Raw genomic sequence first — 21,535 nt, 5'->3', positions numbered from 1 at the left:
GACAGATCGCGCGACGTAAGCGCGCGTGTCGGGTTCGATGTGGACGGCACCGCGTAAGCGAGCTGATCTCTGATCGACTCTGGTGCCTGAAGGGGTTTCGCCCAAGTCTATCGTCGTCCTGCACAAGAAAGTAGTTGTGTTGTGCGCAACCTATATAGACTGTGTGCATGCGAGAGATCGAACGGCAGATGCTGGGCGCACTCGCGACGGTTGCCCGCCAGTGGGGCGCAGTGCCCTCAGACGGCCAGGTAGCCGAGCGTGTCGGCCTGGACATAGAAGATAGTGAAATTCGGGTGATTTACATTCTTGGCGCCCGTACAACCGAGTTGCGCCCTGCAGACGTCGCGGAGATGCTCGGCGTCACACGCCCGACCCTGTCGAAGTCTTTGACGCGACTGCGAAACGCGCAACTCATCGAGAGTACGGTAACCGAGCAAGATCGCCGATCGGTGTACATCACGCTGACGGACCAGGGGCGAGACGCGTATGAACGGCTCGTTGACGTGGGTGTTCGCCTGATTCACGACGCGAAGGTCGACATGACTGGTGAGGAGCTGCGCATAGTCGGCGGCTTTCTCGAAAGGTTCGTTCAGGGCCTTGGTGGGCCAGCCCCGATAGTCCTTCCGCCTGTAGCGCGATAGTCGTCATCGTTGTAACACTGCTCCAGAGAGCGGCTGCAGCCCTCTACGATAATGAGGTCGCGGTATCCATCTCCCGCGGCAGGAGGAAGAGACTATGACAGAACGCATTCGCGTCGGCATTGTTGGCTACGGCAACCTTGGCCGCGGCGTAGAGACCTCAATCGGCCTGAACCCCGACCTTGATCTTGTCGGAGTCTTCAGCCGTCGCGATCCCGTCACAGTGAAAACAGTTGGCGCAAGCACCCAGGTGTTCGCGATCGATTCACTCGCGGACTTCGCAGACAAGATCGACGTGCTCATCCTCTGCGGTGGTTCAAAGAGCGATCTCCCTGAGCAGACCCCTGAGCTCGCTTCGTCGTTCACCGTCGTCGACAGCTTCGACACGCACGCGAAGGTGCCCGAGCACTTCGCGGCAGTGGATGCCGCAGCTTCGAACGCCGGCACAGTCGCGGTGATCTCCACGGGCTGGGATCCGGGCTTGTTCTCGCTCAACCGCCTGTTCGGAGAGGCGGTCCTGCCCCAGGGCAAGACGTACACGTTCTGGGGCCGCGGCCTCAGCCAGGGGCACTCTGATGCGCTCCGCCGCATTCCAGGTGTTGCGGGAGCCGTGCAGTACACGCTGCCATCTGAGAGCGCGATCGAGCGGGTGAGGGCGGGGGAGAACCCCGAGCTGACAACGCGCGAGCAGCACGACCGCGAGTGCTTCGTTGTGCTGGAGGACGGCGCAGACGCAGAGTCGATCCGAGAGACGATCGTCACGATGCCCGACTACTTTGAGCCCTACGATACGACGGTGCACTTCATCACCGCCGATGAGCTCGCCCGCGACCACGCCGGCATGCCTCACGGCGGATTCGTGATCCGCTCTGGGGAGACGTCGCAGGGCGTCAACCAGACGGTCGAGTACCGCCTCGCGCTCGACTCAAACCCCGAGTTCACGTCGAGCGTGCTCGTTGCATATGCCCGTGCGGCCGCTCGACTCGCCGCGACCGGGGCGACCGGCGCGTTCACACCATTTGATATCGCGCCTGGCCTCCTCTCACCGAAGTCGCCTGCGCAGCTCCGCGCCGAGCTGCTGTAGCTCGAATAAACATGACGGCGGGCTGCGTCGAACCTTTCGGTTTGACGCAGCCCGCCGTCATGCGACGCCTGGCGCTAAGCGATGATGCCTGGGTAGGCGTCAGCGTTGTCCTTCAGCCACTCCTGGACGGCGCCCTCGGGGTCACCCTTGAACTCGTCACCGGTGATCAGACTCTCGAGCGCGCCGTACGCGTCGTCGTCGAGCTTGATGCCTTCGATGTAGTCGGCCGCTTCCGGGAACTCCTCGGCAAAGCCGAGCTTGCCGAGGAAGTGCAGTCCCTCGGTACCACCCATCGCGCCCTTAGGGTCGGCGAGATCCTTTACGGGGAACGCCGCATTCGCCCAGAATGGGCGCCAGAGGGTCACGACAACATCTTCCTCGGCGTCGATCTTTGACTGGAGCGTCGCAAGCATCGCGCCCGTCGAGGACGTGACAAGTTCGAACTCGCTGTCGAGCCCATACTCGGGCATCATGACGTCCTGTGTCTGCGCGGTGAGGCCGGCGCCCGGCTCGATGCCAATAATCTCACCGCCGAACCTGTCGGCCTTGCCCTTGAGATCTTCGATCGAGTTGATGTCGTCCATGTACTCAGGAACGGCGATCGTGAGAGAGGCTCCCTCGTAGTAGGAGCCGAGATCCTCAATCTTGTCGCCGTAGGTATCCATGTACTGCGAGTGGGTCGCTTCCGACCAAGCGGACGGGTACATGTCGAAGTCGCCGTTCGCAAGCCCTGCGTAGATGACCGCGGCGTCGGTGAGCTCTTCCATCTCCACGGTGTAGCCGAGCTTGCCAAGCTGGTCCTCAAGAAGGTAAGCAGTGCTCATGCCGTCAGTCCAACCCGGCATGAAGCTCAGGGTGATCGTGCCCTTCGAGCCACCATCCCCCGTGCCACCTTCGGTATCTCCCGCGCCGTTCGAGCAGCCGGCGAGCGCGATGCTCCCTGCTGCAGCGAGTGCAATGGTTGTCAGTAGGTGACGCTTCTTCATAGTTTCCTTTCGTCCGCACACACGTGCGGGGTTGGGGTGTGGGTCAGTGAGGTCTTAGTGAGCGGCGACTCGTGCGTTGGCTGGAGCCGCCTCACGTTGCGCCGCGCGCGTCGCACTGTGCTTGAGGCTTCGTCTGCGAGTGAGGGAGCTGCGGAGGGACCGGGTGTACTCGCCCGGGGTCCCGAGGGCAGCCGTGAGCCTGTCGAGGAAGACGGCGAGGATCACGACAGCGAGTCCCGCCTCGACTCCCTTCGCGATGTTCAGGGTTGCGAGCGCCGAGACGACCTCCTTGCCAAGCCCATTCGCACCTGCCATGCCGGCGATTACGGCCATCGAGAGCGCAAGCATAATCACCTGGTTGATACCGGCGAGGATCGTCGGCATTGCGAGCGGCAGCTGAATACCGCGCAGAATTTTGCCTGGCGTTGAGCCGAACGCATGGCCGGCTTCGACTGTCTCAGCGTCGACGCCACGAATGCCAAGCTCGGTGAATCTCACCCCGGGCGGAAGCGCGAACAGCACGGTCGCGAATACACCGGGGACGAACCCGACCGCGAAGAACGTCACGGCTGGGATGAGGTATACAAGCGACGGCATGGTCTGCATGAAGTCGAGAATCGGCCGGATGACCGCGCTAAAGCCGTCGGATTTCGCGGCGAGGATACCGAGTGGCACGCCGATGATCACTGCAATGAGCGTCGCGATCACCACCAGGGCGAGCGTGAACATCGCGTTCTCCCACTGCGACATTCCGATGATCAGTGTGAGCGTGACGAGCGTTCCGGCTCCGAACTGCCAGGAGCGGATGATCCATCCCAGCAGCGCGAGCAGGATGATGAGCGCGGGGGCGGGGACAGCGAGAAGTCCGTCTGCGACGCCCTGCACGAGCGTCTTCACCACGAGGGAGATGAGGTCGAGAGCGCCATCAAAGCTCGACTTGATCCAGTCAAACGCGGCCGCGACCCAACTACCGATCGGAATACGGAAGAAGTCGTTCACAGTGCGCTCCCTTCGGCAGAGGCGAGCTCTTCGGGCGCTGTCGTACCTTCGTCAGTCGCCTCGAGTGTCGCTGTGATGATCGCCCGCGGCACGTCCGGGGTGGGCTCGATGACTGGAATCTCAGTCGTCATCGTCGGCAGGCTCGTGAGTGACGCGAGCAGTGTCACACGCGGGACGACGCCGATGAGGCGATCCTGATCGTCGACGACAGCCACTGGCAGCGGGCTCTCCACTGCAAGCTCGAAGAGCTCGGCGATCAGCTGGTCGGGGGAGACGATCGACGGCGTCGGCTTCAGCGCGTCGCCGATGTTGGTGCCGCCGTCTCGGACGAGGCGGAGCATGTCTTTGTCGCGGACAACGCCGATGAGTTTGCGGCCCGCGGACGTCACGAAGCAAGCAGACGTCTGCAGGTCGCGCATGGCCTTCAGGGCCGCGCGCGGCCCGGCCGACGCCGGGACCACCGCGCGCGGCGGCTCCATGACGTCGCCGGCCGTCAGAACCCGCGCGCGGTCGACGTCCTGGACGAACTGGGCCACGTAGTCGTTTGCGGGGTCGGTCAGGATGTCGTTGGGCGTGCCAAGCTGCACGATGCGCCCGTCGCGCATCACCGCGATCCTGTCGCCAAGGAACATCGCCTCATTGAGGTCGTGGGTGATGAACACGATCGTCATGCCAAGTTCCTGCTGAAGCTCGACGAGCAGTTCCTGCATCTCCCGCCGAATGAGCGGGTCCAGCGCAGAGAACGCCTCGTCCATGAGCAGGATCCGGGTGCCAGCAGCGAACGCGCGGGCGAGCCCGACGCGCTGCTGCATGCCACCTGAGAGCTCGGACGGCAGCGCGTCAGCCCAGCCGTCAAGTCCGACGCGGCTGAGCCACTCGCGCGCTCGCTCGCTGCGCTCATCAACCGGCACTCCCTGAATCTCGAGGCCGTAGGCGGCGTTCTCAAGCACCGTGCGGTGTGGGAAAAGCGCGAAGTGTTGGAACACCATCGACATCTGCTCGCGCCGCACCTTGCGCAGGTCTGCGGCCCCCATGCCAACGATCTCGCTACCGAAAACGCTGATCGAGCCGTCTGTTGTGTCGCCAAGCCCATTAAGCAGGCGAATGAGTGTCGATTTCCCGGAGCCCGAGAGCCCCATAACGACGAAGATCTCGCCGACGCGAACGTCAAAGCTTGCGTCAATTACTGCCGCGGTGCCAAACGGCTTCACGTCCTCGCGGCTCGCGCCGGCACGGAGCCGCTTTGCGGCCTCCTTTGCTCGCCGGCCAAAGACTTTGTATGCGTGGTCAACCGAAATGGCGATTTCGTCGACCTCCGAGTTGACTTTCGCGTCGACATTTTGGTGAGACATTTTCCTCCTGTGCGGTGATTCCGCGGATTTTCGGCGCTCCAAATGCCGCTTCGGTGAAGCGGCGGTTGAACCGAGAACCCTCCTTCGACGCTATCCCGGTTCGACCATCGAGCGTTAACACCTGATTCACAGATAACTCCTCGAATACTGCTGGGATCAGGCATAACTTCAATTTACGGTTGTTACCCATTCGTTACCCAAAGGCGGGGAAATCAGGTTCATACTGTTCCGCTGTCCGCGCACATGGCAATATCCAGGCCGCGAGAGGCGGGGATTCTCGGGTAGAGTGGAGGCATCGACTGCGAACCGGCAATCACCGGGGAGTCTCTGGAAGAACAGCCACCCACGGGCGGCCCAGTAGAACCAGACGGGTGGCCCGTTACAGCTCAATGAAGTGGCGCTCCACGAGCGCAAGCCGGGTGGTACCGCGGGATACGAATCGATTCGTACACTCGCCCCAGCGTGAGAATCGCGTGACGAGAAGGTACCCACCCATGAGCTATCCCAAGCAAACGACAGGCGAGACTGTAGCCACAGGCGCCTCGTTCGGCGTGAATCCATCTCCGCGACTTCCCGAGGTCGAGCAGCGAGTGCTCTCCTACTGGGACGCGGACGACACGTTCCGCGCCTCTATTGCCCAGCGCGAAGGCTGCGACGAATGGGTCTTCAACGACGGCCCGCCGTTCGCCAACGGCCTGCCTCACTACGGCCACCTACTCACGGGCTACGCGAAAGACGTGTTCCCTCGCTTCCAGACCATGCGCGGCAAGAAGGTTGAGCGACGCTTCGGCTGGGACACTCACGGACTCCCCGCCGAGCTCGAGGCGATGAAGCAGCTCGGCATCACCGAGAAGAGCGAGATCGAGGAGATGGGCGTCGCCGCCTTCAACGCGAAGGCCCGCGAGTCCGTCCTCCAGTACACCAAGGAGTGGGAGGAGTACGTCACCCGCCAGGCGCGCTGGGTCGACTTCGAAAACGACTACAAGACGCTGAACGTCTCTTTCATGGAGAGCGTCATCTGGGCGTTCAAGCAGCTGTACGACAAGGGCCTCGCCTACGAAGGCCAGCGCATTCTGCCGTACTGCTGGCGCGACGAGACGCCGCTCTCGAACCATGAGCTGCGGATGGACGACGACGTGTACCAGGAGCGTCAGGATCCCTCGGTGACTGTCACCTTCCCGTTCCGTGGCGACCGCGCTGCCGAGCTCGGCCTCACGGGAGTGCGTGCCCTCGCCTGGACGACGACGCCGTGGACGCTGCCGACGAACGCCGCGCTCGCTGTCGGCCCCGACATCGCCTACGTCGTCGTGCCCGCCGGTCCCGCCGGTGGCTCGGATGGCGCCGCTGCGGGGGAGGCGAACTACCTCGTCGCGCAGGATCTGGCGGGCAACTACGCATCGGACCTCGGCTACGAGTCGGCCGACGAGGTTCGCGACGCCGTCACGCGCACGCTGCAGGGTGTCGATCTGCTCAACGTGGAGTATGCACCGCTCTTCGACTACTTCGCCGACACCGAGATCTGGGGCACCGAAAAGTACTGGCGGGTGCTCGTTGACGGCTACGTCACCGTCACTGACGGTACCGGTATCGTCCACCAGTCGCCAGCGTACGGCGAGGATGACCACCGCCTCACTACCGCCGCGGGCATGCCGACAATCGTGAGCCTTGACGAGGGCGGCCGATTCATTGGCGCTGTCACCGACGTTGCCGGCGAGCTCTGGATGGACGCGAACCGCCCGCTTATCCGCATGCTGAAGGCCTCGGGCCGCCTGCTGCGCGAGCAGAGCTACCTGCACTCGTACCCGCACTGCTGGCGCTGCCGCAACCCGCTGATCTACCGCGCGGTCTCGAGCTGGTTCGTGCGCGTCACGGACATCAAGGACCGCATGCTCGAGGTGAACGAGGAGATCGAGTGGGTCCCCGCGAACGTCAAGCACGGCCAGTTCGGCAAGTGGCTTGAGGGCGCGCGCGACTGGTCGATCAGCCGCAACCGGTACTGGGGCAGCCCGATCCCGGTGTGGAAGAGCGACAACCCGGAGTTCCCGCGCGAAGACGTCTACGGGTCCGTGGCAGAGCTCGAGGCCGACTTCGGCGAGCTCCCGCGCAACGAGGCAGGTGAGATCGACCTGCACCGCCCGTACATCGATTCGCTCACCCGGCCGAACCCGGACGATCCGAGCGGCAAGTCGACGATGCGCCGCATCGAGGACGTGCTCGACGTCTGGTTCGATTCGGGCTCGATGCCGTTCGCCCAGGCGCACTACCCGTTCGAGAACGTTGAGTGGTTCGAGAAGAGCCAGCCCGCCGACTTCATCGTCGAGTACATCGGTCAGACCCGCGGCTGGTTCTACGTCCAGCACGTGCTCGCGACGGCCCTCTTCGACCGCCCGGCGTTCAAGAGCGTCATCAGCCACGGCATCGTGCTCGGCTCTGACGGCAACAAGATGTCGAAGAGCCTGCAGAACTACCCAGACGTGAACGAGGTCTTCGACCGCGACGGCTCCGACGCGATGCGCTGGTTCCTCATGGCCTCGCCGGTCGTGCGCGGCGGCAACCTCATCGTGACTGAGGAGGGCATCCGCGAGGGCGTGCGCCAGTTTATCCTGCCGCTGTGGAACAGCTGGTACTTCTTCAGCCTGTACGCTAACGCCGATGGCGTCGAGGCAGAGCGCCGCGTCGACTCGACCGACCCGCTTGACCGGTACATCCTCGCGAAGACTGGCACGCTCATCCGCGAGGTTCAGGCGCATCTTGATGGGCTCGACACGACCTCCGCGGCAGAGACACTGCGCGCGTTCGCAGAGGTCTTGACCAACTGGTACGTGCGCCGCTCGCGCGACAGGTTCTGGGAGGGCACTACCGGCGCGAACGGCAAGCCCGCAAACAAGCAGGCGTTCGACACGCTCTTCACCGTGCTCGAGACGCTCGCGCGCGTCTCCGCGCCGATGGCCCCCCTCGTCACCGAAGAGGTGTGGCGCGGCCTCACCGGCGGGCGCTCGGTGCACCTCACCGACTGGCCCGACGCCTCCGAGTTCCCGGTCGACGACGAGCTCGTCGCGGCGATGGACGAGGTTCGCCAGATCACGTCGCAGGCACTCGCCCTCCGCAAGGCGCACAAGCTCCGCGTCCGTCTGCCGCTCGCAGAGCTCACCGTCGTGACCTCGCGACCGGCCGCGCTCGAGCCCTTCGCCGACATCCTTCGCGATGAGCTCAACGTCAAGCAGGTGCGGCTTGTGCAAGAGACCGAGTCGAGCGCGGCCGAGAACGGCATCGTGCAGACCCTTGCCGTCAACGCGCGCGCCGCGGGCCCCCGCCTCGGCAAGCAGGTACAGGTCGCGATCAAGGGCGCGAAGGCGGGTGACTGGAGCGAGGAGAACGGCGTCGTCGTCGCCGGCGGCATCGCCCTCGAACCGCACGAGTACGAGCTCACGCTGCAGGCGGGCTCGGGCGCCGATGACGGCGGCCCGGCCATCACGCTCATTCAGGGCGGCGGGTTCGCGATCCTCGAGACGACGACCACGCCGGAGCTCGAGGCCGAGGGCATCGCGCGCGACGCGATCCGAGCGATCCAGGAGGCGCGCAAGGCCGCTGGGCTCGACGTGAGCGACCGCATCGTGCTTGCGCTGAACGCCGAACCCGCGCATGCGGCCGCGCTGCAGACGCATGCGGCGCTCATCGCGGCGGAAACGCTCGCCGAGGGCATCGCGGTGCAGGAAGCGATCGGGATCGACGCGATCGTCGACGACATCCAGTCTCCCGGCGGTGGCGTGTTCGTCACGGGCGCGAAGGCACTTGGCGTCGAGAAAGCCCCGGTCATAATCACGATTGACGTCACCGGGCTCGACGCACCAGGGGAGGAGAACGCACGATGAGCGGCACTTCAGCTCGGGTATACGAAGAGCTACTCACGCGCGTGGGCGAAGCGAACCCCCGCCCACGCATTGAGCCCGTGCGCAGGCTCGCAGAGCTCGCTGGCTCGCCACAGCTCTCCTATCCGGTGATTCAGATCGCCGGTACGAACGGCAAGACGTCAACGAGCCGAGCGATCGAGTCACTGCTGCGAGCTCACGGGCTCCGGACCGGGCTATTCACAAGCCCCCACCTAGTCGACTTCAGTGAGCGTTTCCAGGTCGATGGCCAGCCGATTGCCGAGGCTGCGCTCGCCGATGCCTGGGACGAGCTTCGACTGCCGCTCGAACTCGTCGATGCGGAGCTCGCCGAAGCGGGCCATGGGCGTATTACGTTCTTCGAGGCACTTGCGGTGCTCGCATTCGTCGCGTTTGCAGACGCGCCTGTCGAAGTTGCCGTGATCGAGGTCGGCATGGGTGGCGAGTGGGATGCGACGAACATCGCCGACGCGCAGGTCGCTGTTTTCACTCCGATCGGTCTCGACCACACCGAGCACCTCGGGCCGGACACGCAGGCGATTGCGCACACAAAGTCGCTCATCATGAAGCCGGGCAGCACCGCGGTGTCTGCCGAGCAGGACATCGACGCGCTCGGCGAGCTCGCCGACACAGCAGCGAACCTCGGCATTCGGCTCTATGCGCAGGGCCGGGATTTCAGGCTCGTCGAGGATCGCCTTGCAGTCGGCGGTCGTCAGGTCGACGTCGTCGGGATCTCTGGGCATGCCTACGACCCAGCATTCGTCCCACTCTACGGTCAGCACCAAGCCGAGAACGCCACACTGGCAATTGCGGCCGTGGAGGCGTTCTTCGGCGGCGAGCGGCCGATCCCTGAAGAGGTCCTCGACGAGGGTTTCGGGCAGCTCACATCGCCCGGCAGGCTGCAGCTTATCGGCACCGATCCGATCGTCTACATCGACGCAGCCCACAATCCTCATGGCGCAGAGGCACTCGTACGCGCCGTCACCGAGTCATTCTCATTCGACGAACTCGCGATCGTCACGGGTGTGCTTGAGGAGAAGGACGCGCATGGGCTGCTGCAAACGCTCGCGCCGATCGCGAGCCAAGTGTTTGTGACCGCTGTCGACTCACCGAGGTCTCTCCCCGTTGACGAGCTCGCCTCGATCGCGGAGTCGGCGATCCCAGACACTCCTGTCGAGGAGCTCGCATCGCTCCCACTCGCGCTCGAGCGCGCGCGCAGCTGGGCGGGGGAGTCCAACACCCGCGCTGTGCTCGTCGTCGGCTCCGTGCTGCTGGCGGGCGAGGCTCTCACCCACTCACGCTCAGAAAAATGGGGAACCGCATGACTTCCGCGCCCGACACACCCGCCGCTGGATCCGACGACGACGAGCTCGTCCTCTCACCGTCAGAAGCAGCAGCCCATAATTCCGCGATGCGCATCTCCGGCGCAACAACCGGCGAACGGTCCACGCGCAAGGCGCTTGCCTCGATCGTGCTCGGGTTCGAGCTCATCATCGTTGTGCTGATTGGGTTGACGATCTTCGGGCTCGGAATCACTGATCCTCGGTGGCTCGGCCTCGTGATCGGGGGCGTGCTCGCGCTCCTGTGTATCGTCTCGCTTGCGACGATCCGGTTCGGAGAGGTTGGCATCCGTCTGGGCTGGGTCACGCACGCCCTTATGCTCGCCACGGCGGTGATCCTGCCGGCTGCACTCTTCGTCGGGGGCATCTTCACCGCGCTGTGGGTCTACTGCATCGTGCGCGGCGGGAAGATCGACGCGCAAAACGCCGCGCTACGCGCTGAGCAGGGGGAGTAGTCGGGGCGACCCGTCATCTCACCTCTCACTAGACTGAATATTGCTGAACACACAACTCGAACAGGAGCTTCATGTCCACCGAGCAAACACTCATCCTCGTCAAGCCTGACGGAGTCGCCCGCGGGCTGACAGGCGAGATCCTGCGCCGCATCGAGGCGAAGGGCTACACCTTCAGTGGCCTGCGTATGCTAACACCGAGCCGCGAGCTGCTTGCTGCACACTACGAAGAGCACGAGGGCAAGCCGTTCTACGAGCCGCTTATCGAGTTCATGAGCTCCGGGCCCGTCGTTGCGGTGCGCGCAGAGGGCGAGCGCGTCATTGAGGGGTTCCGCTCGATCGCTGGCGCGACGGACCCCACCGTCGCCGCCCCGGGCACCATCCGCGGCGATCTCGGTCGCGACTGGGGCCTCGCAGTTCAGCAGAATCTCGTGCACGGCTCGGATTCGACTCTCTCGGCTGAGCGCGAGCTCGGCCTCTGGTTCGCCTAAGCACGCCGCTGCTCCCGAGCCTGCCAGCCAGCCTTGGGAGCAGCCTGCCTCGAAAACGCATTATCCCTCCGAGACCGCCCGTTCCTAACCGTTGTTAGGGCGTGGTCTCGGAGGGATAATGCGTTTTGGGTGCCGGCGGCCGCGCCTAGAACGCCTCGGGGATGACCCGCACGGCGCCCTTGTCGGCCGACTGCGCGAACGCTGCGTACGCTCGCAGCGCGTCCGAGACGTGGCGGACCCGATTCTTAGGACGATAGCCGCCACTTGCTTCGAGTGCAGCTCGGCGGCGCTCAAGCTCGGCCTCCGGGACGTCAAGCGTGAGCGCCCGCGTCGGGATGTCAATCGAGATCGTATCGCCGTCCTCAACGAGGGCGATGATGCCACCACTCGCCGCCTCGGGGGAGATGTGCCCAATCGAGAGACCTGACGTGCCACCCGAGAAGCGGCCGTCAGTGATCAGCGCGCACTTCTTACCGAGTCCACGACCCTTCAGGAACGATGTCGGGTAGAGCATCTCCTGCATGCCGGGTCCGCCCTTCGGCCCCTCGTACCGGATCACAACGACGTCGCCCTCGTTCACCTGCTTGTTGAGGATCTTCTCGACAGCCTCGTCCTGCGACTCGCAGACCACCGCGGGGCCCGAGAACGTCCAGATCGACTCGTCGACGCCCGCGGTCTTCACAACCGCACCGTCCACGGCGATGTTGCCGCGGAGGACGGCGAGGCCCCCGTCCTTGGAGTACGCGTGTTCGACAGAGTGAATGCAGCCGTTCTCCTGGTCGAGGTCGAGGTCGCGCCACCGCTCGGACTGCGAGAAAGCTGTCGACGAGCGCACCCCGCCAGGGGCGGCGTGCCACAGCTCAAACGCCTCGTCTGACGCCTTTCCGCCGCGTACGTCCCACTCGTCGAGCCAGTCTCCAAGGTTCTTCGAGTGCACTGTGTGCACTGTGTCGTCGAGTAGACCGCCGCGGCGCAGCTCGCCGAGGAGCGCCGGAATGCCGCCTGCCCGATGCACGTCCTCCATGTAATACGTCTTCCCGTTTGCAACATTGGGCGCGACCTTCGCGAGGCAGGGCACCCGACGCGACACGGCGTCGATCTCGTCGAGCCCGAAGTCCACCCCGGCCTCGTGGGCCGCAGCAAGGAGGTGGAGGATCGTGTTCGTCGAGCCGCCCATCGCAATGTCGAGGGCCATCGCATTGCCGAACGCCTCGGGCGTCGCGATGCTACGGGGGAGCACACTGTAGTCGTCGTCATCGTAGTGGCGCCTCGTGATGTCCACGATCGTTCTGCCGGCATTCTCATAGAGTGCCTTGCGCGCTGTGTGAGTCGCGAGCGTCGAACCGTTGCCAGGCAGCGACAACCCGATCGCCTCGGTGAGACAGTTCATCGAGTTCGCAGTGAACATGCCCGAGCATGATCCACATGTCGGGCAGGCGGACTCCTCGATCTTCAGCATGTCCTCGTCCGAGATGCTGTCGTTGACCGCGTCTGAGATCGCGTCGACGAGGTCAAGCGTGCGCACCATTCCGTTCGCGAGCACGGCCCGGCCGGACTCCATAGGCCCACCCGACACGAACACTGTCGGAATGTTGAGGCGCAAGGCTGCGAGCAGCATTCCCGGGGTGATCTTGTCGCAGTTTGAGATGCAGATGAGCGCATCGGCGCAGTGCGCCTCAACCATGTACTCGACCGAGTCTGCGATGAGGTCTCGGGACGGCAGCGAGTACAGCATGCCTCCGTGACCCATCGCGATCCCGTCGTCGACCGCAATCGTGTTGAACTCGCGCGGGATACCGCCAGCCTCAATGATCGCGTCGGAGACGATGCGCCCGACCGGGGCAAGATGCGTGTGGCCCGGCACGAACTCTGTGAAGGAGTTCGCGACGGCGATGATCGGCTTGCGGCCAAGATCGGCGCCGTTGACTCCGGCTGCACGCAGCAACGCGCGAGCGCCGGCCATGTTGCGGCCATGGGTGACTGTGAATGAGCGATACGTGGGCATTGTTCCAGTAGGCCACGAGGCTGTGTGCACGGGAAGTGAGCAGAAGTACTAGTACTAGGAGTACTATGATCTGATGATTCGTCCTCGCACCGCCCGCGGCCAACAGCTCGGGGAGTTCCTCGCCAGCAAACGGCGCGCGCAATCACGCGCTGCGCTCGGCCTGCCACCGGGAAACCGCCGCAGCGAGACAGGACTGAGCCGCGAGGAAGTAGCCACACTGTCAGGCATCAGTGTGAGCTGGTACACCTGGCTCGAGCAGGGGCGAGACATCAACGCATCCGACCAGGTGTTACATGCGGTGGCGCGAGTACTTCAACTCACTGAGCCTGAGGCCGAGTACGTGCACGCCCTAGCCACGCCTGGCCGTGCGCAGCAGCCGGCTCCACCCGACGAGGCGCCGGCACATCTCTTGAACCTCATCAGAGCCTTCGAATTTCCAGCGTTCATTCTTACGAGCGATTGGACAATCGTCGGCTGGAACGCTGGCTACGAGTGGCTCTACGGACCGATCGTAGATACGCCTGCAGCGGAGCGAAACCTGCTGCGCATCATCTACACAGATCCGCGCAACCGCGAGCTCCTTCCGAACTGGGAGCGCGACAGCAGGAGCTTCCTCGCGGAATTCAGAGCAGAGTCTGGCGTCAGGTTGAGCTCAGAGCGCCACCGCGCGCTCATCGAGTCGCTCACGGAACTCAGTCCGGAGTTTCGCGAACAGTGGGCTGAGCAAACTGTGAGCCGGTTCACCTCGCGGCTTCGAACCTTCACGCATCCGACCGATGGCGAGCTCGTGTTCGAGCACCACAGGCTCGTCCCCTCAGACGCTGCCGACATGCACGTCGTGATCTATGCCCCAGCACCACCGGGCCTGCACGGAGCAGCCCGCGCCGCTGTCGGTGGCACACTGTAGCGTGGCATCATGACCCCAGCAGGATCCACCGCCACACTGAGCGCCGCCGAGGCGCGCCGTGTTTCGCTTGCGGCGCAAGGCTTCGCGAACTCTCCGAAGATTGCGAAGCGCCGCCCGTTCGACAAGGCGCTCTCTAAACTGCATGTGCTGCAGATCGATTCGGTGAACGTGTTTTCCCGCAGTCACTACATGCCTGTCTTCTCTCGTCACGGCTGCTACGCGCAAGACAATCTCGACGACCACCTCTGGAGAAGCGGCGAGTTCACCGAGTACTGGGCCCACGAGGCCGCGTTCATTCCCGTCTCGGACAGGCCTCTCTTCGGGTGGCGCATGGATGACTTTCGCGCACGCCACACGCGCGACGGCCGCTGGGAGCGCCTCGCTCCCAGCATCGAGGCTGTCAGGGAGCGGTTACGCAGTGACGGCCCACAGCTCGTGCGAGAGCTTGAAGACGGCCCCCGACAAAAGCGCGGCCCGTGGTGGGACTGGAGCGACACGAAACACGCCGTCGAAGTACTGTTTGCTGCAGGCGAGGTCGTGTCCGCCGGGCGCGAGTCTTTTCAGCGTCGCTACGCGCTTGCGGAACAGGTCATTGCCGAACCCCACCTTCGCGCTGTCGACCGCACGACCGCGCAGCGCGAACTTGTGGCACGAGCCGCCCGCTCGCTTGGCGTCGGAACGCTCGCCGACATCGCCGACTACCACAGGCTGAAGACCCCGGAGGCGAAGGCCGCGGTTGCAGATCTCGTCGAGTCGGGCGAGCTTACCCAAGTTGAGGTCGAGGGTTGGCTCGGCAAGAACGGCACGCCGGAGATCGCGTGGCTGCACCGTGACGCGGCCATCCCATCGCGACTCGCGCCGAACGCACTGCTGACTCCGTTCGATCCGATCGTATGGTTCCGCCCGCGCGCCGAGCGAATCCACGACTTCCACTACCGCATCGAGATCTACACTCCGAAAGAGAAACGACAGTTCGGTTACTACTGCCTTCCCCTTCTCGTGGGAGGGCGGCTCGCAGGGCGTATCGACCTCAAAGCCGACAGGCCGGGGGACGCGCTGCTTGTGCAGGCGGCCTGGCAGGAGCCTGGGGCGCCTCAGCATACAAGCGATGTTGCGGCAGAGCTACTGCGTGCCGCGGCTGACTGGCAGGGGCTGAGTGACATTCGAAGCACAGGCGTGGGCAATCTGGACCTGAGGCTCAGGAACTAGTTCTTGGAGGCAACACCCCACGCTGCGGTCACCACTGATTCGAACGTTCGCGAAATGTCCCCGACCCCACCCTCCCGACTCGACCCCGGCACGCGGTAGTGCAGTGTGCTGGGTAAGCAGTCACATGTGCCAAGTGCTGGGCTGCACTGTCAGTGTGTGGGTTGCCCGCCACCCTCCTAGAAGCCAGAGTTTCCCGTCTGGCTCGGGGTGTGCCCGCTGGTCGAATCGGTACCGACTCGCGCATATGAAGTTGTGGTTTACTACTGGATCGCTAGCCCTCGACGAGGTCGTTCAGCCAGTTCGCCTGCTGAATCTGAGCGTCGAGCTCGCGCAGTTCTCGGGCGAGTGTATCGGCCTGGGCGCGCAGGTCAGGGACCTGCAGGGCAGAGATTTGGCGAAGCTCTGATCGCATTTGGCGGAACATGCCCTGGTCCTGTGCGGCGTCAGCCGCTTCGACAAGAATCGAGTGACGCAGTCGAAGACTATCGCGACGCGCTAACGCGTCGGTCATCGTGACCTCGGACGCTGTCGCAGCACCGCTCTGTTGGCGGCGGCGGCCGCCGCTCGGTGACTTCGGCGCGATTTCAAGCTGGATCGCTGAGTTTGTTGCGTTAATGCTCCGCACGAGCACCTCGAGTTCACCAACCGCGAGCTCAACCTCCGCAAGCAGTGCAGCTGCATCTTCGACCGGAGTATCGCTCTCTTGATAGTGAGCGTTCGCAACGATGCGCGAGCGCAGCTGGGCGATTCGTTTCTGCGTGTCGCCGCGGAGCGCAAGCGCCTCTGCGAGTTTCACAAGTAGTCCCACTCTCTGTCGATGCTCCGGCTAGGAGGGCCTAGATTATCACGCCCAATTCTGGTGAAACTTGATAACTGTGAACGATCGTGCAGCAGAGAAGAGGCCACAGGCGTAGCCTAAGGGAACGAATAGCCGGAGTGAGGGGAGGGGCCGTTGGACCACGCACCGAACGCCCTGAACCGAGCCGGTCGTCAGTTGAGGAGAGGAACCGTTTCATGCGCGCTGTCACCTTCGTTCGGAACAACACAGTCGAGGTACAAGAGAAGCCAACCCCCGAGATCGCGCCAGATGAGGTACTCCTGCGCGTCGGCGGCGCGGGCGTCTGCCACTCTGACATCAGCATTATCGCTGGGGGGTGATGAGAGCCCACTCATTGGCAGTACCCTCGGCCACGAAGTGGCGGGCATCGTCGAGCAGTTGGGGGCCGACGTCTCTGGCTGGACGGTCGGGGATCGGGCGATTGTCTCGCTGATCCTGTCTTGCGGCCGGTGCCGCGAGTGTCTCGCAGGGCGAGACAACCAGTGCGAGGTCGTCGCACCCCGAGGCAGCCTCGCGCCGCTGTCACCCGGTATCGGCAGCCCAGGCGGCATGGCCGATTTCATTGCGGTGAAAGCCCGCCACCTCGATCCTCTCGGTGATCTGGATCCAGTGGCAGCTGCCCCGCTCGCCGACGCCGCACTCACCCCTATGCACGCAATCAACACGGTTCGCGACCGCATGACAGGTGACTCGACAGTCGTTCTCATCGGTCTCGGCGGCCTTGGCCATATGGCACTGCAGATTCTCGCAGCCACGACGGGCGCCAGGGTCATTGCGCTCGACACCGATACAGAAAAGCTCGCCTTCGCTGAACAGCATGGAGCTGACCTTGCGATTCCGAGCGATGGCGAGGCCGCAACTCGAATCCTTGCGGAGACCGGGGGAGTAGGCGCCGACGTCGTCTTCGACTTCGTCGGGGTGCAGCCCACGGTGAACCTCGCGGTGTCAGTCGTCCGCGGTGGCGGCGCAATCCGCTTCGTCGGCCTCGGCGGGGGCGCATTCGAGTACCGCGCCGGAGCTGGTGCCGGGCTGCCGTGGGGCGTGAACATCGAGCGTGCCTACGGCGGCACCCGAAGCGACATGCGCGAGGTCATTGCCCTCGCCGCCGCGGGCAAGATCGCGGTAGAGGTCGTGCCGTACTCACTCGACAACGCGCGCGAGGCCTTCGACGACCTCCACCACGGACGCATCGCCGGTCGCGCAGTCCTCGTCCCGTAGCAACACTCTCAGATCGCCCTATGCGAACAAAGTTTCGAATAGGGCGATCTGAGGATTATGCTTGATTGCATGGAAACAACCCGCAGCGTTCGCCCGTTCGAGGTCGTCAGTGAGTACGAGCCGAGCGGAGATCAGCCGCAAGCAATCGAGCAGCTCGCAAGCCGCATCAATGCCGGTGAGACCGACATTGTGCTCCTCGGCGCGACCGGAACAGGGAAGTCTGCGACCACCGCGTGGCTCATTGAACAGGTGCAACGGCCCACGCTCATTCTTGCCCACAACAAGACACTTGCCGCCCAGCTCGCGAACGAGTTTCGTGAGCTCATGCCCAACAACGCTGTTGAATACTTCGTTTCTTACTACGACTACTACCAGCCCGAGGCGTACGTCCCGCAAACAGACACGTTCATTGAGAAAGACTCCTCGGTGAACGCCGAGGTGGAACGTCTTCGCCACTCGACAACAAACTCATTGCTGAGCCGTCGCGACGTCGTCGTCATCTCGACAGTGTCGTGCATCTACGGCCTCGGCAAGCCCGAGGAGTATTACGAGGCAATGGTGCCGCTGCAGGTTGGGGATCGCCTCGACCGCGATGTGCTGCTCAGGCGCTTCGTCCAAATGCAGTACCAGCGCAACGATATCGAGTTCGTTCGCGGAAATTTCAGGGTGCGGGGCGACACTGTCGAGATCATTCCGATGTACGAGGAACTCGCCATCAGGATCGAGTTCTTCGGCGACGAGATCGAGGCGCTGTACTATTTGCATCCACTCACAGGCGACGTGGTGAAACAGGTCGAGAGCGTGTCAGTCTTCCCCGGGTCACACTACGTCGCGAGCCGCGAGGTCATGAACCGTGCGATGGCTGACATCTCGACCGAGCTCGAAGCGCGCTCAGCGGAGCTGAAATCGCAGAACAAGCTTGTCGAGGAGCAACGTCTGCGCATGCGGACGACGTTTGACCTCGAGATGATGGAGCAAATCGGCTTCTGCTCTGGCATTGAGAACTACTCAATGCACATGGATGGGCGCGTCCCTGGGGAGGCCCCGCACTGTCTGCTTGACTACTTCCCTGACGACTTTCTTGTCGTCATTGACGAGTCGCACGTGACAGTGCCGCAGATTGGTGCGATGTATGAGGGCGACTCGTCGCGAAAGCGCACGCTTGTCGACCACGGGTTCCGACTCCCGAGTGCGCTGGATAACCGCCCGCTGAAGTTTGGCGAGTTCAAGGAACGCGTCGGCCAGACCGTTTACCTCTCGGCGACCCCAGGGAAGTACGAGATGGAACTCGCCGACGGCGTGGTCGAGCAGATCATCCGACCGACTGGGCTCGTCGATCCAGAAATCGTCGTGAAGCCCTCGGAGGGGCAGATCGACGATCTCCTCGAGGAGGTACGCCGCAGGGTCGAGCGCGACGAGCGTGTGCTCGTCACGACGCTCACAAAGAAAATGGCTGAGCAGCTCACCACCTTCATGGAAGAGGCCGGCGTCCAGGTGCGCTACCTGCACTCCGACGTCGACACACTTCGACGGGTAGAGCTGCTCACGGAGTTGCGCGCCGGCGTGTTCGACGTGCTCGTTGGCATCAACCTGCTGCGTGAGGGTCTCGACCTTCCTGAGGTGTCGCTTGTCGCCATCCTCGATGCCGACAAGGAGGGGTTCCTCCGGTCATCGACCTCACTCATCCAGACGATCGGCCGCGCGGCGCGAAATGTCTCGGGCGAGGTACACATGTACGCCGACCGAATCACGCCGTCGATGCAGCTTGCTATCGAGGAAACGAACCGGCGCCGCGAGATCCAGATCGAGTACAACACCAAGCATGGGATCGATCCGAAGCCGCTGCGCAAGAAGATCGGCGACATCACGGAGGTACTCAACCGGGAGGCCGCAGATACGGACGAGGTGCTCGCGAACCGAACGTCCAGGCACGCGCAGAAGGGCTCACCGCAGCGAACGAAGGGCAAGGCCGCGTCGCGGGCGGGAGCGATCGGTGCGGAGGGCGCAGACAAGCTCGAGGAGATCATCGCCGACCTCACCTCGCAGATGTTGCTCGCCGCAGAGGAGCTCAAGTTTGAGCTCGCGGCGCGGCTTCGCGACGAGGTCTCCGAGATGAAGCGCGAGTTGCGCAGCATGGACGCTGCAGGTCACATCTAGGCAGCCGCCGGGGTTGGCGGCGCGTGCATACGCCGCCAACCCCGCTAGCTCACTGAAAGCGGCGCATAGAGGTCGATCGCGTTCCCGTCAGGATCCATGACTGTCGCGTAGCGCTGGCCCCAAAACGCATCCCACGGCTCAACTCGGGAACGAGCCCCGCCCGCCACGAGCTTGGCAAACACCTCGTCGACTTCTGCCGGTGACACAGCCTCAAAGGCAAATGCGACGCGGTGACTGCCTGACGGCAGCTCGTAGGCTGGGTCGAAGCCTCGAATTGTCTCCAGTGTGTCCCAGCCGATACGCATCCCTCCGTCAAGCAGGACCTCGACATGCGCCTCCGTTTCGGCCCCCTCCGGAATATCGAGGCCGAGAGTGCGGTAGAACGCGAGTGACGCCGAGAGGTCGTTAGTGACGATACCAATGAAGTTGAATGCAAGTGTCATGGACGCAGCATAGCTCGCACCCCCGTCATCCCTTTGAATGATTTTCACTAGCTGCGACCCGACGCCCGGGGAAACGCGCGTAGCCTGAGGCCATGACTTGGGAATCCCTCCTACGGAAGATCGATAGGCTGGCCGGTGGCCGCGGGGCCGGGGAACGAATCGCTGCGGCAGAACTCGCCCACGCGAAGACGCGCAGAGCGTTCAGCTGGATTCGGTGGCTGCTTGGCGCCGAACTGCTGCTCGGTGTTGGAGCGGTCGCTACTGCTGCCATCCTCGTGGGCTCCGGCTCATCAGTGCCAGTTGCCGTGTGGATGCGAACGGTAGTCGTGCTTGGCATGACGCTCACGCTCGGCTATTTCGCTTGGCGGGCATCACTCGGCTGGCGGTGGGCCTATAAGCGACTCAGACTCTTCACCCAGATATTCCCAGTCGTGACACTCGTGATTGCCGCAATCCCAGGGCTGTACCCAGGTTGGATGATCACCGAGCAGATCGTTTTTAGCCTGCTCATGATCGGAATAGGCGACTTCCTGACAAGCGACCACATGCGATGGGCGTTTCGACACGCTGATTCAGCCCCGGAGCGCGCTGCTTCGTGACGTCGCACCTGGAGCAGGCAATGCAGCTCACTCACCAGTACTGCGTGCTCACGGCCGCAGCTCGCTAGATTTGCCCGATCGCCTCGCGCTTTTCTGCTTGGAAGCGATCCTCACGGCGGCCATACGCCCAATAGGGAGAGAGCGACAGGCTTGCGCGATCAATTCCACGCTCGTCCGTGAAGTATGGACGCAGCGCCTTCATCGCGCCGCGTTCGCCGTGCACGAAGACATGCACGCGGCCGGGCAGCCACTCGGCTTCGCGCACGGCGTCGACAAGCACAGTCGACGTCCCCGCCGCAGCAGTGCCACGGAACAGCCAGTTCACCGTGATGCCAGCTGGGCTACGGAGCTGGAGCACGTCGGCCTCGCCCGCGACCTCGATGAAGCAGACGCCTACCGCGTCTTCGGGCATCGCCTCGAGCGCCGAGGCGATCGCGGGAATCGCAGACTCGTCGCCCGCAAGTAGGTGCCAGTCGGCGCTCGGATCGGGGGCGTACCCACCTCCAATTCCCCGAAGCACCACGGGATCGCCTGGCTCGGCCGCAGCCGCCCACGGCCCCGCGATGCCTTCGGTGCCGTGCACGACGAAGTCGATCCAGAGCTCGCCTGCCCCGTGATCCACGCGCCTCACCGTGTAGGTGCGGGTCGATGGCATCTCCTCGGGTGGCACCTCGTCGCGCAGCGCGTCGAGGTCGTAGGGCGGCTCGATGCCGCTGCCTGGTTGCCTGAAGAGCATCTTGCTGTAGGCGTCTGTATACGGTCCCGCATCGATTTGCGCCATGCCCGGCCCGTGCGCGACGATACGCACGAGGTGCGGGCTGAGCTGCACACGCTCCTTGACGGAAAGCACTATCTGGGGTCGCGCCGGGCGCGGGGGTGCTCCAGATGCGGAAGCTGCCATGATCACTACCTCATTCATCAGATGATTTT

The 21,535-nt window shown here is 63.8% G+C and carries 19 protein-coding genes; 12 read left to right on the top strand and 7 right to left on the bottom strand.

What is annotated here, in order from left to right; translation table 11 throughout:
• The first annotated feature begins 167 nt into the window (after nt 1-167).
• Together KI794_RS07860 and KI794_RS07855 are read left to right on the top strand one after the other, a co-directional pair.
• Nucleotides 168-641 carry a MarR family winged helix-turn-helix transcriptional regulator gene (locus tag KI794_RS07860; protein ID WP_119283795.1) on the top strand — a complete coding sequence of 158 codons (474 nt, stop codon included), beginning with the start codon at nt 168-170 and terminating at the stop codon, nt 639-641.
• A 94-nt stretch (nt 642-735) separates the two neighbouring features.
• Nucleotides 736-1,722, top strand: coding sequence for a diaminopimelate dehydrogenase (locus KI794_RS07855; protein ID WP_119283794.1), 987 nt, complete (start codon nt 736-738; stop codon nt 1,720-1,722).
• 74 nt (nt 1,723-1,796) lie between these two features.
• Here KI794_RS07855 and KI794_RS07850 read toward each other — a convergent pair whose 3' ends face one another.
• The 3 genes from KI794_RS07850 to KI794_RS07840 are packed head-to-tail and all read right to left on the bottom strand — an operon-like array spanning nt 1,797 to nt 5,059.
• Nucleotides 1,797-2,708: a glycine betaine ABC transporter substrate-binding protein gene (locus KI794_RS07850; RefSeq protein WP_119283793.1), complete on the bottom strand. Its 912-nt coding sequence runs from the start codon at nt 2,706-2,708 to the stop codon at nt 1,797-1,799.
• 54 nt (nt 2,709-2,762) lie between these two features.
• Nucleotides 2,763-3,707, bottom strand: a complete 945-nt coding sequence (locus tag KI794_RS07845) for an ABC transporter permease (RefSeq protein ID WP_255809695.1) — start codon at nt 3,705-3,707, stop codon at nt 2,763-2,765.
• Entirely contained in the window at nt 3,704-5,059 is a 1,356-nt protein-coding gene (locus KI794_RS07840; protein WP_119283792.1) for a quaternary amine ABC transporter ATP-binding protein, read from the bottom strand. The genes KI794_RS07845 and KI794_RS07840 overlap by 4 nt, the downstream gene beginning before the upstream one ends.
• A gap of 494 nt (nt 5,060-5,553) precedes the next feature.
• Here KI794_RS07840 and ileS point away from each other — a divergent pair, with 494 nt between their 5' ends.
• The 4 genes from ileS to ndk all read left to right on the top strand — a co-directional run bounded on the left by ileS (nt 5,554) and on the right by ndk (nt 11,229).
• Nucleotides 5,554-8,931, top strand: coding sequence for an isoleucine--tRNA ligase (gene ileS, locus KI794_RS07835; RefSeq protein ID WP_255809693.1), 3,378 nt, complete (start codon nt 5,554-5,556; stop codon nt 8,929-8,931).
• The gene (locus KI794_RS07830; protein ID WP_255809692.1) at nt 8,928-10,271 is read left to right on the top strand and encodes a bifunctional folylpolyglutamate synthase/dihydrofolate synthase; all 1,344 of its coding nucleotides are present in this window, start codon (nt 8,928-8,930) and stop codon (nt 10,269-10,271) included. Before ileS ends, KI794_RS07830 begins: the two co-directional genes overlap by 4 nt.
• The gene (locus tag KI794_RS07825; RefSeq protein WP_255809691.1) at nt 10,268-10,741 is read left to right on the top strand and encodes a DUF4233 domain-containing protein; all 474 of its coding nucleotides are present in this window, start codon (nt 10,268-10,270) and stop codon (nt 10,739-10,741) included. The genes KI794_RS07830 and KI794_RS07825 overlap by 4 nt, the downstream gene beginning before the upstream one ends.
• A 71-nt stretch (nt 10,742-10,812) precedes the next feature.
• Nucleotides 10,813-11,229, top strand: a complete 417-nt coding sequence (gene ndk / locus KI794_RS07820) for a nucleoside-diphosphate kinase (protein WP_255809690.1) — start codon at nt 10,813-10,815, stop codon at nt 11,227-11,229.
• 145 nt (nt 11,230-11,374) lie between these two features.
• Here ndk and ilvD read toward each other — a convergent pair whose 3' ends face one another.
• The gene (ilvD, locus tag KI794_RS07815) at nt 11,375-13,234 is read right to left on the bottom strand and encodes a dihydroxy-acid dehydratase (protein WP_119283787.1); all 1,860 of its coding nucleotides are present in this window, start codon (nt 13,232-13,234) and stop codon (nt 11,375-11,377) included.
• A gap of 73 nt (nt 13,235-13,307) precedes the next feature.
• On the opposite strand from ilvD, the gene KI794_RS07810 reads away from it, so the two are divergent.
• Together KI794_RS07810 and KI794_RS07805 are read left to right on the top strand one after the other, a co-directional pair.
• Nucleotides 13,308-14,141, top strand: a complete 834-nt coding sequence (locus KI794_RS07810) for a helix-turn-helix transcriptional regulator (protein WP_119283786.1) — start codon at nt 13,308-13,310, stop codon at nt 14,139-14,141.
• Between the two features lie 9 nt (nt 14,142-14,150).
• On the top strand, nt 14,151-15,350 hold the full coding sequence (locus KI794_RS07805) for a winged helix-turn-helix domain-containing protein (RefSeq protein ID WP_119283785.1): 1,200 nt from the start codon (nt 14,151-14,153) through the stop codon (nt 15,348-15,350).
• Between the two features lie 271 nt (nt 15,351-15,621).
• Here KI794_RS07805 and KI794_RS07800 read toward each other — a convergent pair whose 3' ends face one another.
• Complete coding sequence (locus KI794_RS07800) at nt 15,622-16,146, bottom strand: DIP1984 family protein (protein ID WP_255809688.1); 525 nt, start codon at nt 16,144-16,146, stop codon at nt 15,622-15,624.
• Nucleotides 16,147-16,364: 218 nt separating this feature from the next.
• Here KI794_RS07800 and KI794_RS07795 point away from each other — a divergent pair, with 218 nt between their 5' ends.
• From KI794_RS07795 to uvrB, 3 genes are all read left to right on the top strand, one after another.
• Nucleotides 16,365-16,508, top strand: coding sequence for a hypothetical protein (locus tag KI794_RS07795; RefSeq protein ID WP_255809687.1), 144 nt, complete (start codon nt 16,365-16,367; stop codon nt 16,506-16,508).
• A gap of 37 nt (nt 16,509-16,545) precedes the next feature.
• Nucleotides 16,546-17,406 (top strand): zinc-binding dehydrogenase, encoded by an 861-nt coding sequence (locus tag KI794_RS07790; protein WP_255809686.1) that lies wholly within the window; start codon nt 16,546-16,548, stop codon nt 17,404-17,406.
• Between the two features lie 69 nt (nt 17,407-17,475).
• A complete protein-coding gene (uvrB, locus tag KI794_RS07785) occupies nt 17,476-19,563 on the top strand; it encodes an excinuclease ABC subunit UvrB (RefSeq protein ID WP_119283782.1) in 2,088 nt (695 codons plus the stop codon).
• Between the two features lie 44 nt (nt 19,564-19,607).
• Here the strand turns inward: uvrB and KI794_RS07780 are convergent, their stop codons facing one another.
• Complete coding sequence (locus KI794_RS07780) at nt 19,608-20,006, bottom strand: VOC family protein (RefSeq protein ID WP_255809685.1); 399 nt, start codon at nt 20,004-20,006, stop codon at nt 19,608-19,610.
• A 92-nt stretch (nt 20,007-20,098) separates the two neighbouring features.
• Between KI794_RS07780 and KI794_RS07775 the strand changes: the two genes are divergently transcribed.
• The gene (locus KI794_RS07775; RefSeq protein ID WP_255809684.1) at nt 20,099-20,605 is read left to right on the top strand and encodes a hypothetical protein; all 507 of its coding nucleotides are present in this window, start codon (nt 20,099-20,101) and stop codon (nt 20,603-20,605) included.
• Between the two features lie 64 nt (nt 20,606-20,669).
• Here the strand turns inward: KI794_RS07775 and KI794_RS07770 are convergent, their stop codons facing one another.
• Nucleotides 20,670-21,524 carry a siderophore-interacting protein gene (locus KI794_RS07770; protein WP_255809683.1) on the bottom strand — a complete coding sequence of 285 codons (855 nt, stop codon included), beginning with the start codon at nt 21,522-21,524 and terminating at the stop codon, nt 20,670-20,672.
• Nucleotides 21,525-21,535 lie beyond the last annotated feature (11 nt).

Origin of the sequence: Leucobacter aridicollis (assembly GCF_024399335.1) — a bacterium.
GTDB lineage: Bacteria > Actinomycetota > Actinomycetes > Actinomycetales > Microbacteriaceae > Leucobacter > Leucobacter aridicollis_A.
Note: the sequence above shows the minus strand (reverse complement) of the source record. Positions and strands in the feature narration are given on the sequence as shown.

What these genes read in the sequence shown, in the direction of transcription:
- KI794_RS07810 (WP_119283786.1), top strand. Translation starts at nt 13,308, where the DNA reads ATGATTCGTCCTCGCACCGCCCGCGGCCAACAGCTCGGGGAGTTCCTC.
- ilvD (WP_119283787.1), bottom strand. Translation starts at nt 13,234, where the DNA reads ATGCCCACGTATCGCTCATTCACAGTCACCCATGGCCGCAACATGGCC.
- KI794_RS07850 (WP_119283793.1), bottom strand. Translation starts at nt 2,708, where the DNA reads ATGAAGAAGCGTCACCTACTGACAACCATTGCACTCGCTGCAGCAGGG.
- KI794_RS07825 (WP_255809691.1), top strand. Translation starts at nt 10,268, where the DNA reads ATGACTTCCGCGCCCGACACACCCGCCGCTGGATCCGACGACGACGAG.
- KI794_RS07775 (WP_255809684.1), top strand. Translation starts at nt 20,099, where the DNA reads ATGACTTGGGAATCCCTCCTACGGAAGATCGATAGGCTGGCCGGTGGC.
- KI794_RS07770 (WP_255809683.1), bottom strand. Translation starts at nt 21,524, where the DNA reads ATGAATGAGGTAGTGATCATGGCAGCTTCCGCATCTGGAGCACCCCCG.
- KI794_RS07855 (WP_119283794.1), top strand. Translation starts at nt 736, where the DNA reads ATGACAGAACGCATTCGCGTCGGCATTGTTGGCTACGGCAACCTTGGC.
- KI794_RS07805 (WP_119283785.1), top strand. Translation starts at nt 14,151, where the DNA reads ATGACCCCAGCAGGATCCACCGCCACACTGAGCGCCGCCGAGGCGCGC.
- KI794_RS07860 (WP_119283795.1), top strand. Translation starts at nt 168, where the DNA reads ATGCGAGAGATCGAACGGCAGATGCTGGGCGCACTCGCGACGGTTGCC.
- KI794_RS07840 (WP_119283792.1), bottom strand. Translation starts at nt 5,059, where the DNA reads ATGTCTCACCAAAATGTCGACGCGAAAGTCAACTCGGAGGTCGACGAA.
- ndk (WP_255809690.1), top strand. Translation starts at nt 10,813, where the DNA reads ATGTCCACCGAGCAAACACTCATCCTCGTCAAGCCTGACGGAGTCGCC.
- uvrB (WP_119283782.1), top strand. Translation starts at nt 17,476, where the DNA reads ATGGAAACAACCCGCAGCGTTCGCCCGTTCGAGGTCGTCAGTGAGTAC.
- KI794_RS07830 (WP_255809692.1), top strand. Translation starts at nt 8,928, where the DNA reads ATGAGCGGCACTTCAGCTCGGGTATACGAAGAGCTACTCACGCGCGTG.
- KI794_RS07780 (WP_255809685.1), bottom strand. Translation starts at nt 20,006, where the DNA reads ATGACACTTGCATTCAACTTCATTGGTATCGTCACTAACGACCTCTCG.
- ileS (WP_255809693.1), top strand. Translation starts at nt 5,554, where the DNA reads ATGAGCTATCCCAAGCAAACGACAGGCGAGACTGTAGCCACAGGCGCC.
- KI794_RS07795 (WP_255809687.1), top strand. Translation starts at nt 16,365, where the DNA reads ATGCGCGCTGTCACCTTCGTTCGGAACAACACAGTCGAGGTACAAGAG.